The 24,999-nt window shown below is 61.1% G+C and carries 19 protein-coding genes; 11 read left to right on the plus strand and 8 right to left on the minus strand.

Translation table 11 applies throughout. The features are described 5' to 3' along the window. Positions 1 to 37 precede the first annotated feature (37 nt). The 3 genes from topA to ACSSVH_RS07855 all read left to right on the plus strand — a co-directional run bounded on the left by topA (position 38) and on the right by ACSSVH_RS07855 (position 3,742). A complete protein-coding gene (topA, locus tag ACSSVH_RS07845; protein WP_169954184.1) occupies positions 38 to 2,659 on the plus strand; it encodes a type I DNA topoisomerase in 2,622 nt (873 codons plus the stop codon). Positions 2,660 to 2,788: 129 nt separating this feature from the next. Further along, on the plus strand, positions 2,789 to 3,310 hold the full coding sequence (locus ACSSVH_RS07850) for a DUF6586 family protein (protein ID WP_076961269.1): 522 nt from the start codon (positions 2,789 to 2,791) through the stop codon (positions 3,308 to 3,310). Positions 3,311 to 3,508: 198 nt separating this feature from the next. Next, complete coding sequence (locus ACSSVH_RS07855) at positions 3,509 to 3,742, plus strand: hypothetical protein (RefSeq protein WP_026136850.1); 234 nt, start codon at positions 3,509 to 3,511, stop codon at positions 3,740 to 3,742. A gap of 149 nt (positions 3,743 to 3,891) precedes the next feature. On the opposite strand, the gene sulA is transcribed toward ACSSVH_RS07855, so the two are convergent. After that, entirely contained in the window at positions 3,892 to 4,371 is a 480-nt protein-coding gene (sulA, locus tag ACSSVH_RS07860; RefSeq protein WP_169954183.1) for an SOS-induced cell division inhibitor SulA, read from the minus strand. Positions 4,372 to 4,381: 10 nt separating this feature from the next. Continuing rightward, positions 4,382 to 4,990 (minus strand): transcriptional repressor LexA, encoded by a 609-nt coding sequence (gene lexA, locus ACSSVH_RS07865; RefSeq protein ID WP_029300096.1) that lies wholly within the window; start codon positions 4,988 to 4,990, stop codon positions 4,382 to 4,384. A gap of 263 nt (positions 4,991 to 5,253) precedes the next feature. Here lexA and ACSSVH_RS07870 point away from each other — a divergent pair, with 263 nt between their 5' ends. Both ACSSVH_RS07870 and nagZ read left to right on the plus strand, forming a co-directional pair. Next, positions 5,254 to 5,961, plus strand: a complete 708-nt coding sequence (locus ACSSVH_RS07870; RefSeq protein ID WP_169954182.1) for a TetR/AcrR family transcriptional regulator — start codon at positions 5,254 to 5,256, stop codon at positions 5,959 to 5,961. 140 nt (positions 5,962 to 6,101) lie between these two features. Then, complete coding sequence (gene nagZ / locus ACSSVH_RS07875; protein ID WP_170043339.1) at positions 6,102 to 7,112, plus strand: beta-N-acetylhexosaminidase; 1,011 nt, start codon at positions 6,102 to 6,104, stop codon at positions 7,110 to 7,112. A 123-nt stretch (positions 7,113 to 7,235) separates the two neighbouring features. Here the strand turns inward: nagZ and ACSSVH_RS07880 are convergent, their stop codons facing one another. The 3 genes from ACSSVH_RS07880 to mfd are packed head-to-tail and all read right to left on the minus strand — an operon-like array spanning position 7,236 to position 13,968. Continuing rightward, entirely contained in the window at positions 7,236 to 9,929 is a 2,694-nt protein-coding gene (locus tag ACSSVH_RS07880; RefSeq protein WP_492634313.1) for an SNF2-related protein, read from the minus strand. 9 nt (positions 9,930 to 9,938) lie between these two features. Beyond that, the gene (locus ACSSVH_RS07885) at positions 9,939 to 10,508 is read right to left on the minus strand and encodes a CsiV family protein (protein ID WP_170043341.1); all 570 of its coding nucleotides are present in this window, start codon (positions 10,506 to 10,508) and stop codon (positions 9,939 to 9,941) included. A 10-nt stretch (positions 10,509 to 10,518) separates the two neighbouring features. After that, positions 10,519 to 13,968, minus strand: a complete 3,450-nt coding sequence (gene mfd / locus ACSSVH_RS07890; protein WP_172313159.1) for a transcription-repair coupling factor — start codon at positions 13,966 to 13,968, stop codon at positions 10,519 to 10,521. 338 nt (positions 13,969 to 14,306) lie between these two features. Here mfd and ACSSVH_RS07895 point away from each other — a divergent pair, with 338 nt between their 5' ends. After that, entirely contained in the window at positions 14,307 to 15,770 is a 1,464-nt protein-coding gene (locus ACSSVH_RS07895; RefSeq protein WP_076961276.1) for a glyceraldehyde-3-phosphate dehydrogenase, read from the plus strand. Between the two features lie 286 nt (positions 15,771 to 16,056). Here the strand turns inward: ACSSVH_RS07895 and ACSSVH_RS07900 are convergent, their stop codons facing one another. Further along, entirely contained in the window at positions 16,057 to 17,355 is a 1,299-nt protein-coding gene (locus tag ACSSVH_RS07900; protein WP_169954176.1) for an MFS transporter, read from the minus strand. Between the two features lie 263 nt (positions 17,356 to 17,618). Here ACSSVH_RS07900 and ACSSVH_RS07905 point away from each other — a divergent pair, with 263 nt between their 5' ends. Further along, positions 17,619 to 18,632, plus strand: coding sequence for an FAD:protein FMN transferase (locus ACSSVH_RS07905; RefSeq protein ID WP_492634314.1), 1,014 nt, complete (start codon positions 17,619 to 17,621; stop codon positions 18,630 to 18,632). Positions 18,633 to 18,822: 190 nt separating this feature from the next. Beyond that, positions 18,823 to 20,217: a Si-specific NAD(P)(+) transhydrogenase gene (gene sthA / locus ACSSVH_RS07910; RefSeq protein WP_024074093.1), complete on the plus strand. Its 1,395-nt coding sequence runs from the start codon at positions 18,823 to 18,825 to the stop codon at positions 20,215 to 20,217. Positions 20,218 to 20,259: 42 nt separating this feature from the next. Here sthA and ACSSVH_RS07915 read toward each other — a convergent pair whose 3' ends face one another. Together ACSSVH_RS07915 and ACSSVH_RS07920 are read right to left on the minus strand one after the other, a co-directional pair. Continuing rightward, positions 20,260 to 20,982: a glycerophosphodiester phosphodiesterase family protein gene (locus ACSSVH_RS07915; RefSeq protein WP_169954174.1), complete on the minus strand. Its 723-nt coding sequence runs from the start codon at positions 20,980 to 20,982 to the stop codon at positions 20,260 to 20,262. Between the two features lie 43 nt (positions 20,983 to 21,025). Beyond that, positions 21,026 to 21,610, minus strand: a complete 585-nt coding sequence (locus ACSSVH_RS07920) for a PilZ domain-containing protein (protein ID WP_170043346.1) — start codon at positions 21,608 to 21,610, stop codon at positions 21,026 to 21,028. 94 nt (positions 21,611 to 21,704) lie between these two features. On the opposite strand from ACSSVH_RS07920, the gene ACSSVH_RS07925 reads away from it, so the two are divergent. The 3 genes from ACSSVH_RS07925 to ACSSVH_RS07935 are packed head-to-tail and all read left to right on the plus strand — an operon-like array spanning position 21,705 to position 24,951. Further along, positions 21,705 to 22,955 (plus strand): lipoprotein-releasing ABC transporter permease subunit, encoded by a 1,251-nt coding sequence (locus tag ACSSVH_RS07925; protein WP_169954172.1) that lies wholly within the window; start codon positions 21,705 to 21,707, stop codon positions 22,953 to 22,955. Between the two features lie 7 nt (positions 22,956 to 22,962). Next, positions 22,963 to 23,646: a lipoprotein-releasing ABC transporter ATP-binding protein LolD gene (gene lolD, locus ACSSVH_RS07930; protein WP_169954171.1), complete on the plus strand. Its 684-nt coding sequence runs from the start codon at positions 22,963 to 22,965 to the stop codon at positions 23,644 to 23,646. A gap of 60 nt (positions 23,647 to 23,706) precedes the next feature. Further along, positions 23,707 to 24,951, plus strand: a complete 1,245-nt coding sequence (locus ACSSVH_RS07935) for a lipoprotein-releasing ABC transporter permease subunit (protein ID WP_170057757.1) — start codon at positions 23,707 to 23,709, stop codon at positions 24,949 to 24,951. Positions 24,952 to 24,999: the final 48 nt, after the last annotated feature.

Below are 24,999 nucleotides of genomic sequence, written 5' to 3' on the forward strand. Positions count from 1 at the left end.
CGCCTTTCTCTTCTCGAATTCAGGAATTTTCCGATCCATGGGCAAATCGCTGGTCATTGTGGAATCCCCGGCTAAGGCCAAGACCATCAACAAGTACTTGGGTAACGAGTACGTGGTGAAGTCGAGTATCGGCCATATCCGAGACCTGCCCACCAGCGGTTCGGCTAGCGCCAGCAAGGAGCCTGCTGCCAAGCGCGGCAAGGCGGCTGCGGGCGAAGGTCCGGTGCTCTCGCCCAAGGAAAAAGCGCGCAAGCAACTGGTCTCGCGCATGGGTGTGGACCCGGACCATGGCTGGAAGGCCAAGTACGAAATCCTTCCGGGCAAGGAAAAGGTGATCGAGGAGCTGCGCCGGCTCGCCAAGGATGCTGACACCATCTATCTCGCGACGGACTTGGACCGCGAAGGGGAAGCCATTGCCTGGCACCTGCGCGAAGCCATCGGTGGGGACGACAGCCGCTATAAACGCGTGGTGTTCAACGAAATCACCAAGAAGGCGATCCAGGAAGCCTTCTCCAAGCCGGGCGAACTGGACATCGACCGCGTCAATGCCCAGCAGGCTCGGCGCTTCCTCGATCGCGTGGTCGGCTACATGGTCTCGCCGCTGTTGTGGGCGAAGATCGCCCGTGGCCTGTCCGCTGGCCGTGTGCAATCGGTAGCGGTCAAGCTGGTGGTGGAACGTGAGCGCGAGATTCGTGCGTTCAACCCTGAAGAGTACTGGGAAGTCCACGCGGACCTCGGCACCGCCAAGGGCAATAACGTGCGCTTTGAAGTGGCCCGCGAGAAAGGCGAGGCCTTCAAGCCGCTCAACGAAGCCCAGGCCATGGCCGCGCTGGAGAAGCTCAAAGCTTCCAGCTACAGCATCGTCAAGCGTGAAGACAAGCCCACCAGCAGCAAGCCGTCGGCGCCGTTCATCACCTCCACCCTGCAACAGGCCGCGAGCAACCGCTTGGGCTTTGGCGTGAAGAAGACGATGATGATGGCCCAGCGTCTGTACGAAGCGGGCTACATCACTTACATGCGTACCGACTCCACCAACCTGTCGGTGGACGCGGTGGCGATGGCGCGTACTTATATTGAAAGCGAATTCGGCAAGAAGTACCTGCCGGAGAAGCCAAACGTCTATAGCAGCAAGGAAGGCGCACAAGAGGCTCACGAAGCGATTCGTCCCTCCGATGCCAATACCGAGCCAAGCAAGCTGAGCGGCATGGAGCGCGACGCTGAGCGCCTCTACGAGTTGATCTGGCGCCAGTTCCTGGCTTGCCAGATGCTGCCGGCGCAATACCTGTCCACGACCGTCACAGTGGGTGCCGGGGACTTCGAGCTGCGCGCCAAGGGTCGTATCCTCAAGTTCGACGGCTATACCCGCGTGATGCCGCAAATTGCCAAGCCGGGAGATGACGACGTCCTGCCAGACATGGCCCAGGGCGATGCGCTGAAGCTGATCAAGCTCGACCCGAGCCAGCACTTCACCAAGCCGCCACCCCGTTATTCGGAAGCCAGCCTGGTCAAGGAAATGGAAAAACGCGGTATTGGTCGTCCTTCGACCTACGCGGCGATCATCTCCACCATCCAGGACCGCGGCTACGTGGCACTGCATAACCGTCGTTTCTATTCGGAAAAGATGGGCGATATCGTTACCGAGCGTTTGTCCGAGAGTTTCTCCAACCTGATGGACTACGGCTTTACCGCCGGCATGGAAGAGAACCTCGATGACGTGGCCCAGGGCGAGCGCGATTGGAAAAACGTCCTCGACGAGTTCTATGGTGACTTCAAGAAAAAACTCGAAGTAGCCGAGAGCCCGGAAAACGGCATGCGCGCCAACCAGCCGGTGATGACGGATATTCCGTGCACCACCTGCGGCCGGCCGATGCAGATCCGTACCGCGTCTACCGGTGTGTTCCTGGGTTGCTCGGGCTATAGCCTGCCGCCCAAAGAGCGCTGCAAGGCCACCGTCAACCTGGTGCCGGGTGATGAAATCGCCGCCGACGACGAGGGTGAATCCGAGTCGCTGGTTTTGCGTGGCAAGCACCGTTGCCCGATCTGCAGCACGGCCATGGATGCCTACCTGCTGGACGAGAAGCACAAGCTGCACATCTGCGGTAACAACCCCGATTGCAACGGCTACGAGATCGAAGAAGGCACCTATCGCATCAAGGGCTATGAAGGCCCGAGCTTGGAGTGCGACAAGTGCGGCAGCGAGATGCAGCTCAAGACCGGTCGCTTCGGCAAGTTCTTCGGTTGCACCAATCCGACCTGCAAGAACACCCGCAAGCTGCTGAAAAGCGGTGACGCGGCGCCGCCGAAGATGGACCCGGTGAAGATGCCCGAGCTCAAGTGCGAGAAGGTCAACGACACCTACATCCTGCGTGATGGCGCTTCGGGCCTGTTCCTGGCCGCCAGCCAGTTCCCGAAAAACCGCGAGACCCGTGCACCACTGGTGATGGAGATCGTGCCGCATAAGGACGAGATCGATCCCAAGTACCACTTCCTGTGCGAAGCGCCGAAGAAGGATCCCGACGGTCGTCCGGCCGTGATCCGCTACAGCCGCAAGACCAAGGAGCAGTACGTGCAGACTGAAGTGGACGGCAAGCCTACGGGCTGGAAGGCGTTCTACGACGGTGGCAAGTGGAAGGTCGAGGACAAGCGCCAGGGTGCTTGATCCCGCTCCTGCATTGAAATAAAGGCCGCCTTCACAGGCGGCCTTTTGTTTTGCGCTTGCAGTGGGCTTGTCTCATCCGTGACACTGTTCAGCCAGCATCACGTTTATGTCGTTGTGGAGACTGCCGTCATGGCCAACGAACTCTATACCCGTACCAACCAGAAAATTTACTTCGCGGGTTTGTCCCTGGAAGCCCTTGGTCGTGCCGAGGAAGGGAAGGAGATGAATGCTATTGCGCTGGTCCAGGCGGGGCGAGAGTCGGCCTTGTTCCATCTATATGGGGCTTTGCTGGGGTTGTGTCATGAAATTGCAGGTTTCTACCGCCTGCCCCAGGCGAATGCGCCTCGGGCCGAGGATATCCTGACCCGTGAGGTGCTCGAGTCTATGGCCATCCCCGAGTTGGCCGAGCTGGTGGAAATGGCCCGCAGCCCTGACAGTTGGCTGGCTCGCTTGTTGGCTGCCCATTCGGCGCTGTTCCAGCCGCCGCGTGTGCCGCACAAGCCCAAGGGCGATGTGACCCAGCCGTTGATCGTTGCGGTCAGCCTGGAAGAAGAAGGGCCGGAGCCGCTGAGCCGGGCTGAGTTGGAGAGCTGGCGCCAGGAGCTGAAGAAGCTGGCGATCCGCTTTCGGGATGGCTTGAACGAGTGCTGAGCGGCAAGACAATGTAGGCGCCGGCTTGCCGGCGATAACAATTGATCAAGCAATGCCAAGTTGACTGCCAGAGCGCTATCGCTGGCAAGCCAACGCCTACAGACCATTCATCAAGCCGTAAAGAAAGCTGTTCAGATCCTGAGCGAGGCCGCGTTGATGACTGATATAATGCCGGCCTTTCGTGGAGAACAGATTTTTATGCCAACGTCCTTTCTGGAAATTGTTGAATTGCCCGACGGCCGAATTGAGCTGCGCAGGGCTGAGGACGAGGGTTCTCTGGTGACTTTGGACTTTTCCGAGGACGCCAAGGCGTTCCTGCAAGGCCAGCATGTGGAAGTGGCAAAAGCCATGTTGAGCGTGGGTGTGCAGATGGCGGGGCGCCTGGCTGAAGGTGAGCCAGAGAAAGACGACGGTCCACGGGTTCTTCACTGAGTCCGTTTGTCGTTTTTAAGATTCAAATGTTCAATCGGCTTCTCAATTCTGTAGAAGCCTTGCGTCCATCGCAGGCACTGACCTGACGTCAGGCTGCAATCGGACGACCTGTACCACTCCCGATAACGCGTTGTGCGTCAGTCTCGGGCTTATCCCAATCGAATATTCAAGCTTTGTGCGTCGCCCGTGCGCGCTGCGCTGATCAACTGCTGCTTGGCCGAAGCACCCAGCGGGTTCAGCCAGCTGACAACAGTGTGACTACGCCCCAGGCGCAACGCTTCGCAGGTCAGTTGCTGGGCGCTCTGGGTGCCGCGCGGTTGCAGCAGCAGGATACGCTCGCGGTTCAGGCCTGCATCCCGCAGCCAAGCCTGGGTCAGGCTGGACGGCGGGGCGATCAGGGTCAGCCAGCGGGCGTCCTGTTCCTCGCTCAGGTCACGTAGGATTGGCGCCAGCAAGCTCAGGCAGTTCCCGGCAGCGCCACGCAACGACAATTCACTGAATACCTCCGGTTCGGCGGGGGCGGTCCATGGGGACTCCACCGTCTCGCTGAGGATAGGTGCAAGCGGCTGGGCCAAAAAGGCCTCAAACAGTGGCAGTTGTGTATGTTGTTGCGCATGTGGGAACTGCATGATGCCTCCGTTAGCGGCGAATAACGCCGACACTCAAGCCTTCGATCACCAGGTCCTGATCCTTCAGGTTGACTTCAATTGGCGAAAACTCGGGGTTTTCTGCCAGCAGCCAGACTTTGCTGCCTTCGCGCTTGAAGCGCTTGACCGTCACTTCATCGCCGATGCGGGCCACGACGATCTGGCCGTTGCGCGCTTCGCGGGTGGTGTGTACGGCCAGCAGGTCGCCGTCGAAGATACCCACGTCCTTCATGCTCATGCCATGGACCCGCAACAGGTAATCGGCGCGAGGATGGAAGAAGGTCGGGTTGATATTGCAGGACTCTTCGACGTGCTGTTGTGCAAGAATCGGCGCACCGGCAGCGACTCGGCCGATGATCGGCAGCGTCGATTCGTCAGCCTTGGCTTCGAAGCCAGGGATACGAATGCCACGGGATGCGCCCGGGGTCATTTCGATCGCGCCCTTGCGGGCAAGGGCCTTCAGGTGTTCTTCGGCAGCGTTGGGGGATTTAAACCCCAGCTCCAGGGCGATTTCTGCCCGGGTCGGCGGATAGCCGTTGTCGTCGAGGCAGCGCTTGATAAAAGCGAGAATCTCAGCTTGGCGTGGCGTCAGTTTTAGCATGTTGATCGCTCTGTCTTTTTATACAGTGACTGGGATTATATACAGTGAACTGTGCTTGGCAATCATCGTTTTTGCCGGCTCCGCCGGACGGTCATCCGTCGGTCCTTGCAAAGCCCGGAGATAGCGCGGCCTACAGGCCGTTGAAGATGTGATTAAATAGGTGCGAATCGGGTGACTGCCCGGCCGGAAAACGGACCTGCAGGCTTGACATTGCACAAGGTGAAACGTATGTTTCAAACAAGTGTTTGTCAGGCGGAGTAGCCATGGCCCAGTCGGAAACCGTTGAACGCATTCTCGATGCTGCCGAGCAGTTGTTCGCGGAAAAAGGATTTGCTGAAACCTCATTGCGCCTGATCACGAGCAAAGCCGGGGTCAACCTGGCGGCAGTGAACTATCACTTCGGCTCGAAAAAAGCCCTGATCCAGGCCGTCTTCTCACGTTTTCTGGGGCCGTTCTGCATCAGCCTCGACCGTGAGTTGGAGCGGCGCCAAGCCAAGCCCGACAATAAGCCGAGCCTGGAAGACCTGCTGGAAATCCTCGTCGAACAAGCCCTGGTGGTACAGCCACGCAGCGGCAATGACCTGTCGATCTTCATGCGCCTGCTGGGCCTGGCCTTCAGCCAGAGCCAGGGCCACTTGCGCCGTTACCTCGAAGACATGTACGGCAAGGTCTTCCGTCGCTATATGTTGCTGGTCAACGAGGCGGCGCCACGTATTCCGCCTATCGAATTGTTCTGGCGCGTGCACTTCATGCTCGGCGCAGCGGCGTTCAGCATGTCCGGGATCAAGGCCTTGCGCGCTATCGCCGAGACCGATTTTGGAGTCAACACCTCCATCGAGCAGGTCATGCGCCTGATGGTGCCGTTCCTGGCCGCTGGCATGCGCGCTGAAAGCGGTGTTACCGACCCGGCAATGGCGGCCGCCCAACTGCGCCCGCGCAGCAAGTCCGTACCGGTGGCGGCCAAGGTTTAGCCACTGGCGTCTGGGCGCAACCGCTTGCATCCGCTAAGCTAGCCGCCCATGCCGATTTCAACTAGTTACCCGCACCCCATCGCCTTGCCCGGCTCGACCTGGCGAAGCGGCGGGGTGCGCGCGTCATTCAAGGAAAATTTATGACTGCTGCCCTGCAAGGCTCTTTGATGGTGGACGTCGCCGGCACCTGGCTGACAGCTGAAGATCGCCACTTGTTGCGCCAGCCTGAAGTGGGCGGCCTGATCATTTTTGCGCGCAATATCGAGCATCCGCGCCAGGTGCGGGAATTGAGCGCCGCCATTCGTGCGGTGCGCCCGGACCTGCTGCTGGCCGTCGACCAGGAAGGCGGTCGGGTCCAGCGCCTGCGCCAGGGGTTTGTACGCCTGCCGGCCATGCGTGCGCTGGCGGACAATCCGAACGCCGAATACCTGGCCGAGCAGTGTGGCTGGGTCATGGCCACGGAAGTACTGGCGGTTGGCCTGGACCTGAGCTTCGCCCCCGTGCTGGACCTCGACTACCAGCGCAGCGCCGTCGTAGGCACGCGTTCGTTCGAAGGTGATCCCGAACGTGCAGCGCTGCTGGCCGGTGCCTTTATCCGGGGTATGAACAGCGCCGGCATGGCCGCCACCGGCAAGCACTTCCCGGGGCATGGCTGGGCGGAGGCAGATTCCCACGTCGCCATTCCCAATGATGAACGTAGCCTGGAACAGATTCGCACCCACGACCTGGTGCCCTTTGCGCGCCTGAGCAAGCAATTGGCCGCGGTCATGCCGGCCCACGTGATCTACCCGCAGGTCGATAACCAACCGGCCGGCTTCTCGCGCCGTTGGCTGCAAGACATCCTGCGCGGCGAGTTGCAGTTCGACGGGGTGATTTTCAGTGATGACCTGTCCATGGCCGGTGCCCATGTGGTGGGGGATGCGGCGAGCCGGATCGAGGCTGCGTTGAGTGCTGGCTGCGACATGGGCCTAGTGTGCAATGACCGTGCGGCCGCCGAGCTGGCCCTGAGTGCCGCCCAGCGCATGAAGGTCACGCCGTCGGCGCGCATTGCCCGTATGCGTGGGCAGGCGATTGCGTCGACTGACTACAAGCAGGACCCACGTTGGTTGGCGGCGCTCGGCGCGCTTCGGGATGCGCAGTTGATCGAATGAGATTGAGCTGCGCCCATCGCAGGCAAGCCCGCTCCCACATTTGATTTGTGGCGGTACCAAAAATCTCTGCCCCAGTGAGCCCTCCCTGTGGGAGCGGGCTTGCCCGCGATAGCTATCTAACTATCAACGCTTCTCTAGCTTTTGGGGCAATGGCGCGAACAGCGCCTCGATATCTTCGTTGCCCAACTTCCAGTCGCCCGTGGTACGACCATCCAGCACACCCGCCGCCAGGTCTGACTTTTCTTGCTGCAACGCCTGGATCTTCTCTTCCACGGTGCCCCGGGCAATCATCTTGTAGACGAATACCGGCTTCTCCTGGCCGATGCGATACGCACGGTCAGTCGCCTGGTTTTCCGTGGCTGGGTTCCACCAGGGGTCGTAGTGGATCACGGTATCGGCTTCGGTCAGGTTAAGCCCCACGCCGCCAGCCTTGAGGCTGATCAGGAAGATCTGCAGCCTGCCACTCTGGAAGTCCTTCACCGGCGTGCGCCGGTCGCGGGTCTGGCCGGTCAGCAAGGCATAGGCGACCCCGCGTTTTTTTAGTTCGATCTCAATCAGGCTGAGCATTGAGGTGAACTGCGAGAACAGCAAAATCCTGCGCCCTTCGGCAAACAGTTCGTCGAGCATCTCCATCAGGCTGTCGAGCTTGCCCGAGCTGCTGCCGCGCGCGGGCGGGGTGGCGTCGTTCACCAGGCGCAGGTCGCAGCAGACCTGGCGCAGCTTGAGCAGCGCTTCCAGAATGATGATCTGGCTACGAGCCACGCCCTTGCGGGTGATCTCCTCGCGCACCTTCTTGTCCATGGCCAGGCGCATGGTTTCGTACACATCGCGCTGGGCTTCGTTGAGATCGACCCAGTGGATGATCTCAGTCTTGGGCGGCAATTCAGTGGCCACCTGTTCTTTGGTGCGGCGTAGCAGGAACGGCTTGATCCGACCGTTGAGGTGTTGCAATCGCACTTCGCTGCCGCGTTTTTCGATGGGCACGCGGTAATCACGGTTGAAGCTTTTTACATCGCCCAACCAACCCGGCAGCAGGAAGTGGAATAGCGACCACAGTTCGCCCAGGTGGTTTTCCAGGGGCGTGCCGCTCAGGCACAGGCGCTGGCGTGCATTCAGCTCGCGGGCGGCCTGGGCGGCCTTGCTGGTGGGGTTCTTGATGTATTGGGCTTCGTCGAGGATCAGCACATGCAGCGGCTGCGCGGCCAGTTGCTCGATGTCTTTGGGCAACAGGGCGTAGGTGGTCAGCAGCAGGTCGTAATCCTGTAACTGGGCGAAGTGTTTCTTGCGCCCGGCACCGTACAGCGCCAATACCTTGAGCTGCGGGGTGAAGTGCGCGGCCTCGTCGAGCCAGTTGGGGATCAGGCTGGTGGGCATCACCACCATGCACGGCCGGTCCAGGCGCCCGGCGATTTTTTCGCTGAGAATATGTGCCAGGGTCTGCAGGGTTTTGCCCAGGCCCATGTCGTCCGCGAGAATCCCGCCCACTTCCAGTTGGCGCAGGGACTGCATCCAGCTCAGGCCTTCGAGCTGATAGGGGCGTAACGTGGCGTTCAGGCCTTCGGGGGCGATGCAGGTGAAGTCCTTGATGTCGCGCAGGCGCTGGGCAAAGCTGCGGATCTGCTCGCCGCCTTCCCATTGCAGGGGCAGGTCTTCCAGCGGGTTGAGCCGAGTGGCGTCGGCCTTGGCCAGGCGCAAGGTAGTTGTGCCGGGCTCTTGCAGGTAGAACTCGCCGAGGGTCGCCAGCACCGGTTTGAGCCGGCCATAGGGCAGGGCGACTTGCAGTGGGCCGTGGCCACCGTTGGGTAGGCCGGGGATGTTCACCAGGATCAGTTCGTCGTCGCGACGGCGCGCGAGTTTTTCCGGGTTGAGGATTTCGGTGTGGGAGCGCATCAGGTTCAACAGGATCGGCAACAGGCTCAGCCGTTCGCCATTGACGATGATCCCCAGCTCCAGGTCGAACCAGTCGCGCTCCGGCACTTCATCGACGCTGGCGTACCAGTCATCGACCGGGCTCAGGTCAAAGCCGAAATCCTCATCGATCTGCAATTCCCAGCCTTCAGCGCGCAGGCTCGGCGAGGCGTTGAGGGTGAAGTTCAGCCAGGCGCTGTCATTGACCATCTCAAACAACTCGCCGGCGCTTTCCGGCAGGGCCTTGCTCTGGCGGGTGGCGATCTTGAAGCCGAGCAGGCGCAGGTGTTCGCGAAAGCCTTGTTCCACCTCGGGGTGACGCTTGATCCGCAGGCTCTGGGTTTCCTGGCGCACGATGATATCGGCGTTTTTCTGGCCGCTGACGTAATTGCCCAGGTAATTGAACGACAGCGCCGCCCGGTGCTGGATATAGCGCTGCATCTTGCCGTTGCGCGGCTCAAAGGCGCTGAACTCGATGCTGGCCAGCCACAGCCGTGGAATCGGCTGCACGTCCTCAAGCACCACTTGCGGCAGGACCACGCGGTTATCCAGCACGGCCTGCAGCTTCTCCAGCAGTTCGGCATCCTTGGCCGCTGCCGGGTAGGCCAGGGTTTCCTGGACCTGCAGCAGCACTGCCGCGATGTGTTTGCAATTGGTGTGCACGGGGCAGGTGCAGCGGCTGTCCACCAGGATCAAGGTGCCTTTGGCCGACTCGCGCAGAGAGATGGTCTGGCGATACACATTGCCGCCCGAGCCTTCGCAACTGGCGATGATGGTGCTGTCGCCCGACTCGACAATCCGCACGCGGTTTTCCAGGGCGTAGCGCCGGCCGCGCTCCAGGCTTTGTTCCTTGAAGCGGTTGGCCCAGGAGGGGGCCAGGGGCTTGGTCAGCGAGGGCGTCAGGGGCATGGCGCTGGATCAGTCCGCGAGGCCGGGCGGCGGTGCGCTCGGTGGCTTGGCGGTGAGGGAGGTGATCTTGATCAGCAAGGCCAGGTGGCCGCCGTCCAGGTAGTTGAGTTGGTTGTTCTTGGTGCGCACGTCTGGCTGGCTCAGGTGTTCGCTGGCAATCACGCTGCCGTTGTTGTCGAACTGATTGAGCCACAGGCTTGCGTCAATACGGGTAAAGCGCCCCAGTTGCAGGTCCAGGGTGCCCTGGATGGGGTACTGGCCGAACTGTTCCTGGCCGTCGGTGATTTTCACCTTCACCGGCTGCTCGCCCAGGTTCTGTTCCCAGGCCTTGTGCAGCAGTACGGTGTAGTCGCCATTGGCCTTTAGTTTCTCGACGATGTTGTTCAGGCGCGGCGGGCTGATTTTCTCGATCCCTTGGCGTGGCGCCCCGGCGGCCCAGTCTTCCGGGGCTGGCCGGCTGTTGATCACCGGCTCCGCATTTTGGCGGATCAGGATCATTTCCACCTGGTAGAGGCTGTCGGCAAACGCCGAAGGTGCAACTACCACCAACAACAGGCTCAGGATACGAAGCAGGCGCATGGGGCGTCCTTCAAGCAGATTTCGGGATGAGGCGCTCAAACAGCGCCTCCAATGTATTAAAGCGCTCTTCTGCACGTTCCATCGGCACCATGAACTTGAACAGCGTGGCGCCTTCGAATTTGTAGCGGTTGGGCTGGCCCTGGATCAACTTGATCAGTACCAGCGGGTCTACCGGCGTCTGCGCTTCGAACTCGATACGCCCGCCCTGCGGCCCGGCGTCGACCTTCTTGATCCCCAGTTGCTCGGCCTGCAGTTTGAGCAGGGTCAGGCGTACCAGGTTCTTGGTCGGTTCCGGCAACAGGCCGAAGCGGTCGATCATCTCCACTTGCAGGTCCTTGAGGCCTTCTTCGTCGGTGGCCGAGGCGATGCGCTTGTACAGGATCAGCCGTGCATGCACATCCGGCAGGTAGTCCTCGGGAATCAACGCCGGCAGGCGCAGGTTGATTTCCGGGCCGCCGCCCAGGGGTTGATCGAGGTTCGGTTGCTCGCCTTTGCGGATGGCCTTTACCGCCCGCTCGAGCATCTCCATATAGAGGGTAAAGCCCACGGCCTGGATCTGCCCGCTCTGGCCGTCGCCCAGCAGTTCGCCGGCGCCACGGATTTCCAGGTCGTTGGTGGCAAGCACAAAGCCTGCGCCCAGGTCCTGGGTGTTGGCGATGGCTTCCAGGCGCTTTTCGGCGTCGCCAGTGATTTGCTGGCGCGGTGGCGTCAGCAGGTAGGCGTAGGCCTGGTGGTGACTGCGGCCGACCCGGCCACGCAACTGGTGCAGTTGCGCCAGGCCGAACTTGTCGGCGCGCTCGATGATGATGGTGTTGGCGCTCGGCACGTCGATGCCGGTCTCGATGATGGTCGAGGCGATCAGCACGTTGAAGCGCTTGTGGTAGAAGTCGCTCATCACCTGTTCGAGTTCGCGCTCGCGCATCTGCCCGTGGCCGATGCCGATCCGTGCTTCCGGCACCAGTTCGGCGAGGTCGGCGGCGCATTTCTCGATGGTTTTCACATCGTTGTGCAGGTAGTAGACCTGGCCGCCGCGCAGCAACTCGCGCAGCAGGGCTTCCTTGATCGTGCTGTTGTTCTGCTCCATGACGAAGGTGCGCACCGACAGGCGTCGCGCCGGCGGCGTGGCGATGATCGACAGGTCGCGCATGCCCGACACCGCCATGTTCAACGTGCGCGGGATTGGCGTGGCGGTCAGGGTCAGGATATCGACCTCGCTGCGCAGGGCCTTGAGTTGCTCCTTCTGGCGTACGCCAAAGCGGTGCTCTTCGTCGATGATCACCAGGCCCAGGTTCTTGATCTTCACATCGTCCGACAGCAGCTTGTGCGTGCCAATCACGATATCGATCTTGCCTTCGGCCAGGTCGGCGACGGCGGCGTTGACTTCCTTGGTCGACTTGAAGCGGCTCATCACCTCCACGGTCACCGGCCAATCGGCGAAGCGGTCGCGAAAGCTGTTGTAGTGCTGCTGAGCGAGTAGGGTGGTCGGCACCAGGATTGCCACCTGGCGGCCGCCATGCACCGCGATGAACGCGGCGCGCATCGCCACTTCGGTCTTGCCAAAGCCCACGTCGCCGCAGACCAGGCGGTCCATGGGCTTGGGCGCAAGCATGTCGGCGCGCACCGCATCGATGGTGGTTTGCTGGTCCGGGGTTTCTTCGAAGGCGAAGCCGGCGCTGAACGTGGCGTAGTCGGCCTTCGGGTCGGCGAACGCATAACCTTCGCGGGCCGCACGGCGGGCATAGATGTCCAGCAGTTCGGCGGCCACGTCGCGCACCTGCTCGGCGGCCTTGCGCTTGGCCTTCTGCCAGGTCTCGGAGCCCAGGCGGTGCAACGGTGCGAGGGCGTCGTCGCTGCCGGTGTAGCGCGCGATCAGGTGCAGGTTGGCCACCGGCACATAGAGCTTGGCGCCCTCGGCGTATTCCATGGTGAGGAATTCGGCGGCCTGGTTGTCGATCTCCAGGGTCTGCAGGCCCAGGTAGCGCCCCACGCCGTGGTCGATGTGCACCACCGGCGCGCCTTCGCGCAGTTCGGTGAGGTTCTTGATCACCGCGTCGTTGTTGGCGTCGGCGCGTTTTTCCCGGCGCCGGCGCTGCATCACGCGTTGGCCGAACAGCGGGCTCTCGGCAATCAGCGCCAGGGCCGGATCATCCAGTTGCAGGCCTTCGTTCAGCGGCGCAATGGTGATCGCCAGGCGATCCTTGCCGGCGACAAAATCTGGCCAGCTGTCGACAGTTTTTGGTCGCAGCTTCAGGCGTTCCAGCAACTCCAGCAGCACTTCACGGCGCCCGGCGGATTCGGCGGTAAACAGCACACGACCGGGGAAGTCACCGAGAAAGTCGGACAACGCTTGCAGCGGCTGGCTGGCCTTGGCCTCGATGGCCAGGTTGGGCAGGGTCTGGGCCGGGAAACGCTCGCGACCGACGCCGGCTTCCACATCCTGCTGGCTGGCGACCACGCGCGGCCAGTTTTTCAGGCGGGCGAAGCAGTCCTCTACCGGCAGGAACAGCTCGGCAGGCGGCAATAAAGGCCGGGAGGGGTCGACGCGGCGTTCTTCATAACGGTTGCGCACGTCGTTCCAGAAGTTTTCCGCCGCCTGCTCGATACCCGGCAGCGAGAACACCTGGGTGTCCTGGGGCAGATAATCGAACAGGGTCGAGGTTTCGTCGAAGAACAGCGGCAGGTAGTACTCGATACCGGCGGGCGTAATCCCGCTGCTCAGGTCCTGGAAGATCGGGCAACGACGGAAGTCCACGTCAAAGCGCTCGCGAAAGCGCGCCTTGAAGCGCGTGACCGCGTCTTTTTGCAGGGGGAACTCCCTGGCCGGCAGCAGTTTGATCGACTGTACTTTGTCGATGGAACGCTGGTTTTCCGGGTCGAAGGTGCGCAGGGTCTCGATTTCGTCATCGAACAGGTCGATGCGGTAGGGCAGTTTGCTGCCCATCGGAAACAAGTCGATCAGTGCCCCGCGCACGGCGAACTCGCCATGTTCGTACACCGTATCGACGCAGCGGTAGCCACTGGCTTCCAGGCGCGTGCGCATTTGCTCCACGTCGAGCTTCTGGCCGATATCCAGCACCAGGCTGCTGCCCAGCAGGAACTTGGTCGGCGCCAGGCGGTGCAGCGCCGTGGTGATCGGCACCACCAGTACACCGTGGGCCAGTTCCGGCAAGCGGTACAGGCTGGCGATGCGCTGGGAGATGATGTCCTGGTGCGGCGAGAACAAGTCGTAGGGCAGGGTTTCCCAGTCCGGGAAGTGCAGCACCGGCAAATCGGGGGCGAAGAAGCTCAGCTCCTGCTCCAGCCGCTCGGCACTTTGGCTGTCGGCGGTCAGGAGCAGGGTAAAGCGCTTGGCTGCACTGGCAGCCTCGGCTATGGCCAGGCTCAGGGCGGCACCGGGCAGATTGCCCCAATGCTGTTTACCTGCCTGGGCAGGGAGTAGCGGTAGACGCAGGACGGGCACGGAAGGTTGAGCTCCAGCGTTGCGACAAAGTCGGTAATTGTAACGGCCTGGAGTGCCGCCTGTCAGTTGCTGACTGTGCCTATTACGGTTTGTAGGAAATGTAGTGGCTAAGACAAACAATGCGCGGTTTTGACTCAATATGTAGTGCCGAAATGCACATATGTTTCGGAGGGTTACGGACAAGTTGCCTGTGGCTCTCTCCGAGGGGTTCGCTGGAAGCCGCGTATTTACTGGCCTGTAGCGCGGTGAAAATTATTTGCAAGGGCTTTTGTTGCGTGACGCGCATTGCTCAGGGGGCGGTCGGGCGGCATAATGTAGCCCCTTTTTTCAGCCCCTACATGTGGAAGGTTCCCGTGACTCAGAAGCCCGACCAGTGTCTTGGTGAATGGATCGACCGTGAAGCACTCGCAGAAGCGATGATCCCGCTTATCGGTCAGCTGTACCGCAATAACAATGTGGTGAGCTCGATCTATGGCCGCAGCCTGATCAACCAATCAGTCATCGCGATTCTCAAGGCTCATCGCTTTGCTCGCCATCGTTCTGCCGACGATAGCGAACTCTCCGTCCACGAAACATTCCCTCTGCTTAAAGCCATGAGCGAGCTCAAGCTCGGCGCGGCCTCGGTAGACCTGGGCAAGTTGGCGTTTAAATTCCGCGCTCAAGGCAATGGCCGCAGCGCCGAGCAGTTCGTGCGTGAAGAGCTGGCCGACGTGGTTGGCCAGCAAAATGCCGCGTCCCGCAAAGGTACCGACGTGGTGCTGTACGGCTTCGGTCGTATCGGCCGCCTGCTGGCACGCATCCTGATCGAAAAAACCGGCGGTGGCGACGGCCTGCGCCTGCGGGCCATTGTCGTGCGCAAAGGCGCCGAGAATGACCTGACCAAGCGCGCCAGCCTCTTGCGCCGCGACTCGGTACACGGTTCGTTCAATGGCACCATCACCATCGACGAAGAAAACAACACCATCACCGCCAACGGTAACCTGATCCAGGTGATCTACGCGAAGAACCCGACCGAGGTGGATTACACCCAGTACGGCATCCAGAACGCCTTGCTGGTGGACAACACCGGCGTCTGGCGTGATGCCGACGGCCTGGGCCAGCACTTGGCGTGCCCAGGTATCGACCGCGTTGTGCTGACTGCGCCTGGCAAGGGCAAGCTGAAGAACATCGTTCACGGCATCAACCACAACGAAATCACCGCTGACGACAAGATCGTGTCTGCCGCTTCCTGCACCACCAACGCCATCGTGCCGGTGCTCAAGGCTGTGAATGACAAGTTCGGCATCATCAACGGTCACGTCGAAACCGTTCACTCGTACACCAACGACCAGAACCTGATCGACAACTTCCACAAGGGCGATCGCCGTGGCCGTAGCGCCGCGCTGAACATGGTGATCACCGAGACCGGTGCTGCCACCGCTGCTGCCAAGGCCCTGCCTGAGCTGGCCGGCAAGCTGACCGGTAACGCGATCCGTGTACCTACGCCGAACGTGTCGATGGCCATTCTCAACCTCAACCTTGAGAAAGCCGCCACCCGTGAAGAGATGAACGAGTACCTGCGCTACATGGCGCTGCACTCCGATCTGCATAAGCAAATCGACTTCGTCAATTCCCAGGAAGTGGTGTCCACCGACTTCGTTGGCTCGCGCCACGCCGGTGTGGTCGATGCTGAAGCGACCATCACCCAGGATAACCGCGTTGTACTGTACGTCTGGTACGACAACGAATTCGGTTACAGCTGCCAGGTGGTGCGCGTGATGGAAGACATGGCTGGGGTCAACCCGCCGGCGTTTCCGCGCTAAGCATTAGCGGTAGATGAAAAAGCCCCGACTGGTTCGGGGCTTTTTTGTGTCTGGGGGATTGTGATGGATTTGAAGGCCTCATCGCGGGCAAGCCCGCTCCCACAGTTTGATTTGCGAATACATTCAAATGTGGGGGCGGGCTTGTCGGATCGCCGCATCGCCGCGAAGACGTCGGCCCAGCAAACATGGATGTTGACTGACCCACTGCTTTCGCGAGCAAGCCCGCTCCCACAGGGGATCTGCGCTTAACTGACTGGCATTAGGGCTTGCCCGCGATAGCGATCTATCAGGCCCCACCGACTACCGAAGCCTGTGCAGTGCGCAGTTCATGCCGATTCCCCTTGAACAGCACTAGGGTCGCAATCAACCCCAGCACCGCCGCCCCACTGAGCCAGATCCCCGGCGCTGCCTTGTTATCCAGCACATGGATCAGGTAAGTGCAGGCGGCCGGGGTAAAGCCGCCAAAGGTTGCGGTCGCCAGGCTGTAGGCCAGGGAAAAACCTGTGGTGCGGACTTCCACCGGCATGATTTCGGTCAGTGCAACGACCATGGCGCCGTTATACGAGCCATATAGGAAGGACAGCCATAACAGCACGATCAGCAGGTGGCTGAAACTCGGATTGACCACCAGCCACGACAACGCAGGGTATGCCGTGAGGATCGCCAGAATCGTCGCACCGAGCAGTAAGGGTTTGCGGCCGATCTTGTCGGACACGGCGCCCATCACCGGCAACCAGATAAAGTTGGAAATGCCCACGCACACGGTGACCAATAGCGCATCCAGGTCCGAGAGGTGCAACTCGGCTTTGCCAAAGGTCGGTGTGTAGGCAGTGATCAGGTAGAACGACACGGTGGTCATCACCACCAGCGCCATGCCTGCCACGACGATGCCAAAGTTCTGACCAATGGAACGGATGATTTCCTGCAGGGTAGGGCGGTGTTTGCGCGCCTGGAACTCAGGCGTTTCTTCCAGGGAGCGGCGAATCACGAAGATCACCGGCACGATCAGGCAGCCGATCAGGAACGGCACGCGCCAGCCCCATTCGCCCATTTCCTCGGGGCTTAGCCAGTGGTTCAGGCCTACGCCCAGCAGGCCGGCGAAGACCACGGCGGCTTGCTGGCTGGCGGACTGCCAACTGACGAAGAAGCCCTTGCGCCCCGGCGTGGCGATTTCTGCCAGGTACACCGAAACCCCGCCCAGCTCGACACCCGCGGAGAAGCCTTGCAGCAACCGGCCAAGCAGCACGATCAGCGGCGCGGCCACCCCGAGCGTGGCGTAGCCGGGCACGCAGGCGATCAACACCGTACCGGCGGCCATCATGGCCAGGGTGATCACCAGGCCTTTTTTACGGCCATGGCGGTCGATGTAGGCACCGAGAAAAATCGCCCCCAGCGGGCGCATCAGGAACCCGGCACCGAAGGTCGCCAGGGACAACATCAGGGAGGCAAAGGCGCTGTCGGCAGGGAAGAAGGTCTTGGCGATGGCCGTGGCGTAGAAGCCGTAGACCATGAAGTCGAACATTTCGAGGAAGTTACCGCTGACAACGCGAAAGATCGCCTTGCCTTTGCCCGTGGTGCTGGACATGTCATTTACTCAACTGGCTATCTTGTTGGAAATCCCTGGTTGTTGTTCGTCCGTGCTGCAGAATCTGGGCGCGCGGTGGCGCCAAAGAGTTTTGTAACCATATGTGTATCCGTGTTGCCGAGCAACAAAAACCGTTAGCACGCTGGCTATTTGCCGCAAGTGGTCCTGAGCAGGCGACGACATGCCGCATAATGGCCCGCCCGGGAAATATGCTTGAGTGCGGCATCATTTTGGTTTTCAGCAGCGAGAAGGTTGTGTGGCTTATGGGCGGTTTGCGATACGTAGTGGTGGGCGCTGCACTGGCGATCCTGGCGGGCTGCGGTAAAGGTGAGCCCCTGGAGGCTTTTGGCGGCCCGACCATGGGCAGCACTTATTCGATCAAGTACGTCCGCACCCCCGGTACGCCGGCGGCCAGTGCTGTACAACCGCAAGTCGAGCGCATCCTTGCCGAGGTCGACCGGCAGATGTCGACCTATCGTAGCGATTCCGATATCGAGCGTTTCAACGACTTGCCGGCCAACCGCTGTCAGGCGATGCCCGAATCGATCCTGCGGTTGGTGCGCACAGGCGAGCAACTGTCCCAGGCCAGTGGCGGCGCTTTTGACCTGACGGTCGAGCCGCTGCTGAACCTGTGGGGTTTTGGCCCCCAGGCGCGCCAGGTAAAAGTCCCGGAGCCCATGGCGCTGGCCCTGGCGCGCCAGCGGGTCGGCCATCAACACCTGCGTATCGACGCTGGCCAGTTGTGCAAGGATGCGGCGGTACAGGTGGACTTCAACAGCATCGCCGCCGGCTATACGGTGGACCGGATTGCCGAGCGGCTTGATCAGTTGGGCATTGAGCGGTACCTGGTCGAAGTGACCGGCGAGCTCAAGGCCGCCGGGCGCAAACCTGACGGTACGCCCTGGCGTGTGGCCCTGGAGGAGCCCCGCGATGACCAGCAGGTCGCTGAGCGCGTTATCGCAGTGGACGGCTTTGGCGTGTCTACTTCAGGTGACTATCGCAATTATTTCCAGCAGGATGGTCGCCGCTATTCCCACACCCTCGATGCGCGAACCGGTGCGCCGATCACCCATCACCTGGCGTCGGTCACGGTGCTGGAGGCTTCGGCGTTGATGGCCGATGGCTTGTCGACGTTGCTGCTGGTGCTGGGGCCTGAAGAAGGCTGGGACTATGCAGAAAAACACCAGATCGCGGCGTTTTTTGTGATGCGAGAGGGGGATGCTTTCGTCACACGCAGCAACAAAGCGTTCGAACAACTGACGGCGGTCAAGCCGTAATCAATACTGTGTAGTAAAGGCAAAACTGGCCTACGACGCGACCAAGGGTTAATGTGCGCGGCGTTGAGCCTTATATAGACTGTGCCCCGGCTCACACACCTGAGCCTATTTGATCCTTCATGACCGCTGGCCGCGGCATGATTTAGCCAGGCGCCCAACCGTGCGCCCTGGCCTGTTCTGAGGAGTACGCATGGCTGTCTACAACTACGACGTGGTGGTACTGGGTTCTGGCCCAGCTGGAGAAGGTGCGGCGATGAATGCCGCCAAAGCAGGACGCAAGGTGGCGATGGTCGATAGCCGTCGTCAGGTCGGCGGTAACTGCACCCACCTGGGCACCATCCCGTCCAAGGCCTTGCGTCACTCGGTGCGCCAGATCATGCAGTTCAACACCAACCCGATGTTCCGGGCCATTGGTGAGCCGCGCTGGTTCTCGTTCCCGGATGTGCTGAAAAGCGCCGAGAAAGTCATTTCCAAGCAAGTCGCCTCGCGTACCGGCTACTACGCCCGTAACCGTGTCGACCTGTTCTTCGGCACCGGCAGCTTCGCCGACGAGCAAACCGTCGAAGTGGTCTGCGCCAATGGCGTGGTCGAAAAACTGGTGGCCAAGCACATCATCATCGCCACTGGCTCGCGCCCGTATCGCCCGGCCGATATCGATTTCCACCACCCGCGTATCTACGATAGCGACACCATCCTCAGCCTGGGCCACACCCCACGCAAACTGATCATCTACGGCGCCGGCGTGATCGGCTGTGAATACGCCTCGATCTTCAGTGGCCTGGGTGTACTGGTGGAGTTGGTGGACAACCGTGACCAGTTGCTGAGTTTCCTCGACTCGGAAATTTCCCAGGCGTTGAGCTACCACTTCAGCAACAACAACATCACCGTGCGCCACAACGAGGAATACGATCGCGTTGAAGGCCTGGACAACGGGGTGATCCTGCACCTCAAGTCCGGCAAGAAGATCAAGGCCGACGCCTTGCTCTGGTGCAACGGCCGTACCGGCAACACCGACAAGCTGGGCATGGAAAACATCGGGGTCAAGGTCAACAGCCGTGGCCAGATCGAGGTGGATGAGAACTACCGCACCTGCGTCACCAATATCTATGGTGCCGGCGATGTGATCGGCTGGCCGAGCCTGGCCAGTGCCGCCCACGACCAGGGCCGTTCTGCCGCTGGCAGCATTGTCGACAACGGCAGCTGGCGTTACGTCAACGACGTGCCGACCGGGATCTACACCATTCCCGAGATCAGCTCCATCGGCAAGAACGAGCACGAACTGACCAAGGCCAAGGTGCCTTATGAAGTGGGCAAGGCATTTTTCAAGAGCATGGCGCGTGCGCAGATCGCCGGCGAGCCGCAAGGCATGCTGAAGATCCTGTTCCACCGCGAGACGTTGGAAGTGCTCGGCGTGCATTGCTTCGGCTACCAGGCCTCGGAGATCGTGCACATCGGCCAGGCGATCATGAACCAGCCGGGCGAGCAAAATACCCTGAAGTATTTCGTCAACACCACGTTCAACTACCCGACCATGGCCGAAGCCTATCGGGTAGCGGCCTACGACGGCCTCAACCGGCTTTTTTGAGCGGCTCCGGCCGGTGGCCTGAGCCGGCCGGGGAGACCGATTTCAGTAATTCCCGAGAGTGGCAGTGGCCAAACCGGGAAAGTCTGTAATCAGGCTATCTACGCCGAAGTCGGCGAGCCTGCGCATCAGCGCGGGTTCGTTGACCGTCCACACGGACACGTGCAACCCCTGGCGCTGGGCCTTGGCCAGGCGTTCAGGGGTACACAACGTCCAGTTCAACGCCAAAATCTCACAGCCATAGTTCTGCGCGACCTTCAGCGGGTCGAGCCAGGCGTATTCGGCCACCAGTCCACGGGACAGGTCCGGCGTCAACTCCAGGGCAGCCTTCAACACTTCCCGCGAGCTTGAGGTCACGGTGACCTTGTCCAGCAGACCAAAACGCTGGGCCATTTCGCGGATCGCCAGCACAGTGGTCGCGGCGCGGGTGCGCGAGGCGCTCTTGACTTCCAGTTGCCAGTGATCGAAGTCGCACTTCTCGAACAGCTCTTCCAGGCGCGGGATCGGGCAGGGGCTGACCCAGCCCGGGCCGCCGTTGCGCGCGTCCATCTTCACCAGGTCGGCGGCGGCATATTCCACCACCTTGCCGCGCCGGTCGGCGGTACGCTTGAGGGTTGGGTCGTGGATTACCATCAGCTCGCCGTCCATGGACAGGTGCAAGTCCAGCTCGCAACGGCGCACGCCGTGCTTGAGGCATTGCTGGAAGCTGGTCAGGGTGTTTTCCGGTGCTTCGCCTTTAGCGCCGCGGTGGCCATAAATCAGGGTCACAGTTGCTCCTTTTCGCCAGGTGTATGGCTGGATAAATATCAAATCAGGTGTCTTGGCCGTCGCTTTGTTCCCGGGCCAGGCGCCGTTCCTGGGCCTGTTTTTGCAATATATAGCGCGCCAGCAACTGGCGCTGGGCGTCGGTCATGGATTCGAATTCGGTGCCTACGTCAAAACCATCGCCCTTTGGATCGCAGTGGGTGACCTTGGCCCGTAACAACAGGCCCAGCGCCTGGGGCATCAGTACCAGCTTGACTGCCAGGTGGCTGCCCGGCGCGAGCACCGTGGGGTGCTGGAAGTCGATACCGCCTTCGGAAATGATCACCGGCTGCGGCGCACCGATTTCGCCCAGCAGGCTTTGCGCCATGACTTGGCTGAGCAGGTCCATGCGTTTGTTCTGCACCTTGAGGAAGGCGGCGAGGGTGCGGTCGCGCTCGCCGAGCTGGCGCAGCAGGTGCTGGGACTCGAATTCGCTCAGGTGCAGTTCACTGAGCAGGTTGAACAGCGGGGAATCATCCAGCAACACTTCCTTGCTCGCCGCTTGCGGGGCCGACAGGCTTTTGATTTGGAGTGCGATCATGTCGTCGATACGGTAGTATTCGCGGCGATCTTCTTCATCTAATGTCGTCATGGCGAACCCCAGGTAACGGTAATGGTCTGAGTGTAAAGCTGCTTACCAGACCCCGCCACCGGGACGTCTTCTTTTCCTCCGAACAAGCCCCGACATGTTCAGACCTCTCTTCGTATTTATCGGCACGCGTTATACCCGTGCAAAGCGTCGCAATCATTTTGTGTCGTTCATTTCCCTGACCTCCATGATCGGACTCGCCCTGGGCGTTGTCGTGATGATCGTGGTGCTATCGGTGATGAATGGCTTCGATCATGAGATGCGCACCCGCGTGCTGGGCATGGTGCCCCACGCGACCATCGAGTCCGGCGAGCCCCTGGGTGACTGGCAAGGCCTGGCCGACAAGGTCAAGCAGAACCCCAAGGTGCTGGCCGTCGCGCCATTTACCCAGATGCAGGGCCTGCTGACCAACGACGGCAAGGTGCAGAAAGTCCTGCTCAATGCCATCGACCCGGCGCAGGAGCGCAAGGTCTCGATCATTGACCAGTTCATGCAGCAGGGCCAACTCGATGCCCTTACGCCTGGCAGCTTCGGCATCGTGATTGGCGACCGGGCGGCAGCCAAGCTGGGCGTGGCTATCGGCGACAAGCTGACGTTTGTCGCCCCCGAGGTCACGGTGACCCCGGCCGGGATGTTCCCGCGCATGAAGCGCTTTACCGTGGTCGGCATTTTTCATGTCGGCGCCGGCGAGATCGATGGCTTCCTCGGCCTGACCAACCTCACCGACCTGGCCCGCCTGCATCGCTGGAAGCCGGACCAGGTGCAGGGCCTGCGCCTGAAATTCAACGACTTGTTCGAAGCGCCGCGCGGCGCTTGGGAAATTGCCCAGCACCTGGGTGAAAGCCAGTACTACGCCCGCGACTGGACCCGTACCCACGGCAACCTGTACCAGGCGATCCGCATGGAAAAAGCCATGATCGGCCTGTTGTTGCTGCTGATTGTCGCCGTGGCCGCGTTCAACATCATCTCCACCCTGGTGATGGTGGTGAACGACAAGAAGGGCGATATCGCCATCCTGCGTACCCTTGGCGCCACGCCGGGGCAGATCATGGCGATTTTCATGGTCCAGGGCACGGTGATTGGCGTGGTCGGCACCTTGATCGGTACGGCGGTGGGGATTTTTGCCGCGCTGAACGTCAGCGCCGCCATCGCCGGCGTCGAAACCCTGATCGGCCACAAGTTTCTCAACGCCGACGTCTACTTCATCGACTATTTGCCATCCCAGGTGCAGAGCCAGGATGTGCTGATGGTCGGCGGCGCCGCGTTGGTCCTGAGTTTCCTTGCCACCCTATATCCAGCCTGGCGCGCGGCACGTACCCAGCCGGCGCAGGCTTTACGCTATGAGTGAATCGGGCATGAGTGAAAAAGCAATCCTGAGCTGCCGCAACCTGGGCAAATCCTACGAGGAAGGCCCGGAATCGGTAGTGGTGCTGTCCAACCTGCAACTGGAACTGCATCCCGGCGAGCGCGTGGCGATCGTCGGCAGTTCCGGCTCCGGCAAAAGTACCTTGCTCAATCTGTTGGGCGGCCTTGATACGCCGTCCCACGGCAGCGTGTGGCTGGCCGGTGAAGAGCTCTCGGCGTTGAACGAGAAGGCCCGTGGCCAGTTGCGCAACCGCTCCCTGGGCTTTGTGTACCAGTTCCACCATTTGCTGCCAGAGTTCACCGCCCTGGAAAACGTGTGCATGCCGCTCTTGATCGGCAAGACCGCGATCCCGCAGGCGCGCCAGCGTGCCACGGCGTTACTGGAGCGCGTCGGCCTTGGCCATCGCCTGGAGCACAAGCCTTCAGAGTTGTCCGGTGGCGAGCGCCAGCGTGTGGCGATTGCCCGCGCCCTGGTGAACAACCCAGGCCTGGTGATGCTCGACGAGCCGACCGGCAACCTCGACTCCCACACCGCCCAGGGCATCAAGGACTTGATGCTGGAGCTGAGCACCCAGATGCGCACCGCGTTCCTGGTGGTGACCCATGACATGAGCATGGCCCGGCAGATGGACCGCGTGTTGCACCTGCAGGAAGGTCATTTGGTCGCCATCTGACCTGTTTCAAGCCCGGGCGCCTGTGCCTGGGTTTTCTTTTTTTTCAGGCGGTGCAAGCGAATGTTCAGACCGTTATCGATTTTTATCGGCGCGCGCTATACCCGCGCCAAGCGCCGCAACCGTTTTGTCTCGTTTATTTCGATGACCTCGATGATCGGCCTCGCCCTGGGCGTGCTGGCGATGATCGTGGTGTTGTCGGTGATGAACGGTTTCCAGCGGGAAATGAGTTCACGCATTCTGGGCATGGTGCCGCACGCCACCATCGTCGGCGTAAACCCGATCAGCGACTGGCAGCCCGTGGCCGCCGCCGCCCTGAAAAACCCCGAAGTGACCGCCGCCGTGCCGTTCACCGAGATGGAGGGCATGCTGTCCTACAAGGGTTCGATGCAGCCGATCCAGATCAGCGGGATCGACCCGGCGCAGGAAGGCAAGGTCTCCATCGTCACCCAGCATATCGTCCGGGGGAACCTGGCAGACCTGCAACCGGGTGAGTTCGGCGTGGTGATCGGGGAAATCACCGCACGCCGTTTCCGCCTGAATGTGGGTGACAAGCTGACATTGATCGTCCCGGAAATCAGCACGGCTCCCGGCGGCATTACCCCGCGTATGCAGCGTTTGAATGTGGTCGGTGTGTTCAAGGTCGGTGCCGAGCTGGACGGCTCGATGGCCCTGATCCACGTCGCCGATGCCGCGCAGATGCTGCGTTGGCAGCCCAACCAGGTGCAAAGCGTGCGCCTGGCGGTCAAGGACCTGTATGCGGCGCCCAAGGTTTCGGCAGACATCGCCAGTGGGCTGGGTGCGGCCTACAAGGCTGATGACTGGACCCATACCCAGGGCAGCCTGTTCAGCGCGATGAAGATGGAAAAGACCATGATCGGCCTGTTGCTGCTGATGATCGTCGCCGTCGCGGCCTTCAATATCATCGCCACGCTGATCATGGTGGTGAACGACAAGGGCGCGGACATCGCGATCCTGCGCACTATCGGTGCCACGCCACGGCAGATCATGGCGATCTTCATGGTCCAGGGCACGGTGATCGGTATCGTCGGCACTCTGATTGGCGGCGTGCTGGGGGTGATAGCCGCGCTCAACGTCAGTGAGCTGGTGGGCTGGATGGAGCGTGTGACCGGGCAGCATATCTTCAGTTCGGACGTGTATTTCGTCAGCAACCTGCCATCGGAGCTGCAAGGTGGCGATGTGCTGCTGATTTGCAGCGCGGGGTTTGTGTTGAGCTTTTTGGCGACGATCTACCCGGCGTATCGGGCGGCGAAGATCGAGCCGGCGCATGCCCTGAGATATTCGTAGGTCTTGAGATCGCTATCGCAGGCAAGCCAGCTCCCACATTTGACGGTG

The sequence above is a fragment of the Pseudomonas sp. HC1(2025) genome, assembly GCF_058742075.1.

Excerpts from the sequence above, each read along its gene's own strand:
- topA (WP_169954184.1), top strand. The coding sequence starts at position 38 with ATGGGCAAATCGCTGGTCATTGTGGAATCCCCGGCTAAGGCCAAGACC.
- ACSSVH_RS07850 (WP_076961269.1), top strand. The coding sequence starts at position 2,789 with ATGGCCAACGAACTCTATACCCGTACCAACCAGAAAATTTACTTCGCG.
- ACSSVH_RS07855 (WP_026136850.1), top strand. The coding sequence starts at position 3,509 with ATGCCAACGTCCTTTCTGGAAATTGTTGAATTGCCCGACGGCCGAATT.
- sulA (WP_169954183.1), bottom strand. The coding sequence starts at position 4,371 with ATGCAGTTCCCACATGCGCAACAACATACACAACTGCCACTGTTTGAG.
- lexA (WP_029300096.1), bottom strand. The coding sequence starts at position 4,990 with ATGCTAAAACTGACGCCACGCCAAGCTGAGATTCTCGCTTTTATCAAG.
- ACSSVH_RS07870 (WP_169954182.1), top strand. The coding sequence starts at position 5,254 with ATGGCCCAGTCGGAAACCGTTGAACGCATTCTCGATGCTGCCGAGCAG.
- nagZ (WP_170043339.1), top strand. The coding sequence starts at position 6,102 with ATGACTGCTGCCCTGCAAGGCTCTTTGATGGTGGACGTCGCCGGCACC.
- ACSSVH_RS07880 (WP_492634313.1), bottom strand. The coding sequence starts at position 9,929 with ATGCCCCTGACGCCCTCGCTGACCAAGCCCCTGGCCCCCTCCTGGGCC.
- ACSSVH_RS07885 (WP_170043341.1), bottom strand. The coding sequence starts at position 10,508 with ATGCGCCTGCTTCGTATCCTGAGCCTGTTGTTGGTGGTAGTTGCACCT.
- ACSSVH_RS07895 (WP_076961276.1), top strand. The coding sequence starts at position 14,307 with ATGTGGAAGGTTCCCGTGACTCAGAAGCCCGACCAGTGTCTTGGTGAA.
- ACSSVH_RS07900 (WP_169954176.1), bottom strand. The coding sequence starts at position 17,355 with ATGTCCAGCACCACGGGCAAAGGCAAGGCGATCTTTCGCGTTGTCAGC.
- ACSSVH_RS07905 (WP_492634314.1), top strand. The coding sequence starts at position 17,619 with ATGGGCGGTTTGCGATACGTAGTGGTGGGCGCTGCACTGGCGATCCTG.
- sthA (WP_024074093.1), top strand. The coding sequence starts at position 18,823 with ATGGCTGTCTACAACTACGACGTGGTGGTACTGGGTTCTGGCCCAGCT.
- ACSSVH_RS07920 (WP_170043346.1), bottom strand. The coding sequence starts at position 21,610 with ATGACGACATTAGATGAAGAAGATCGCCGCGAATACTACCGTATCGAC.
- ACSSVH_RS07925 (WP_169954172.1), top strand. The coding sequence starts at position 21,705 with ATGTTCAGACCTCTCTTCGTATTTATCGGCACGCGTTATACCCGTGCA.
- lolD (WP_169954171.1), top strand. The coding sequence starts at position 22,963 with ATGAGTGAAAAAGCAATCCTGAGCTGCCGCAACCTGGGCAAATCCTAC.
- ACSSVH_RS07935 (WP_170057757.1), top strand. The coding sequence starts at position 23,707 with ATGTTCAGACCGTTATCGATTTTTATCGGCGCGCGCTATACCCGCGCC.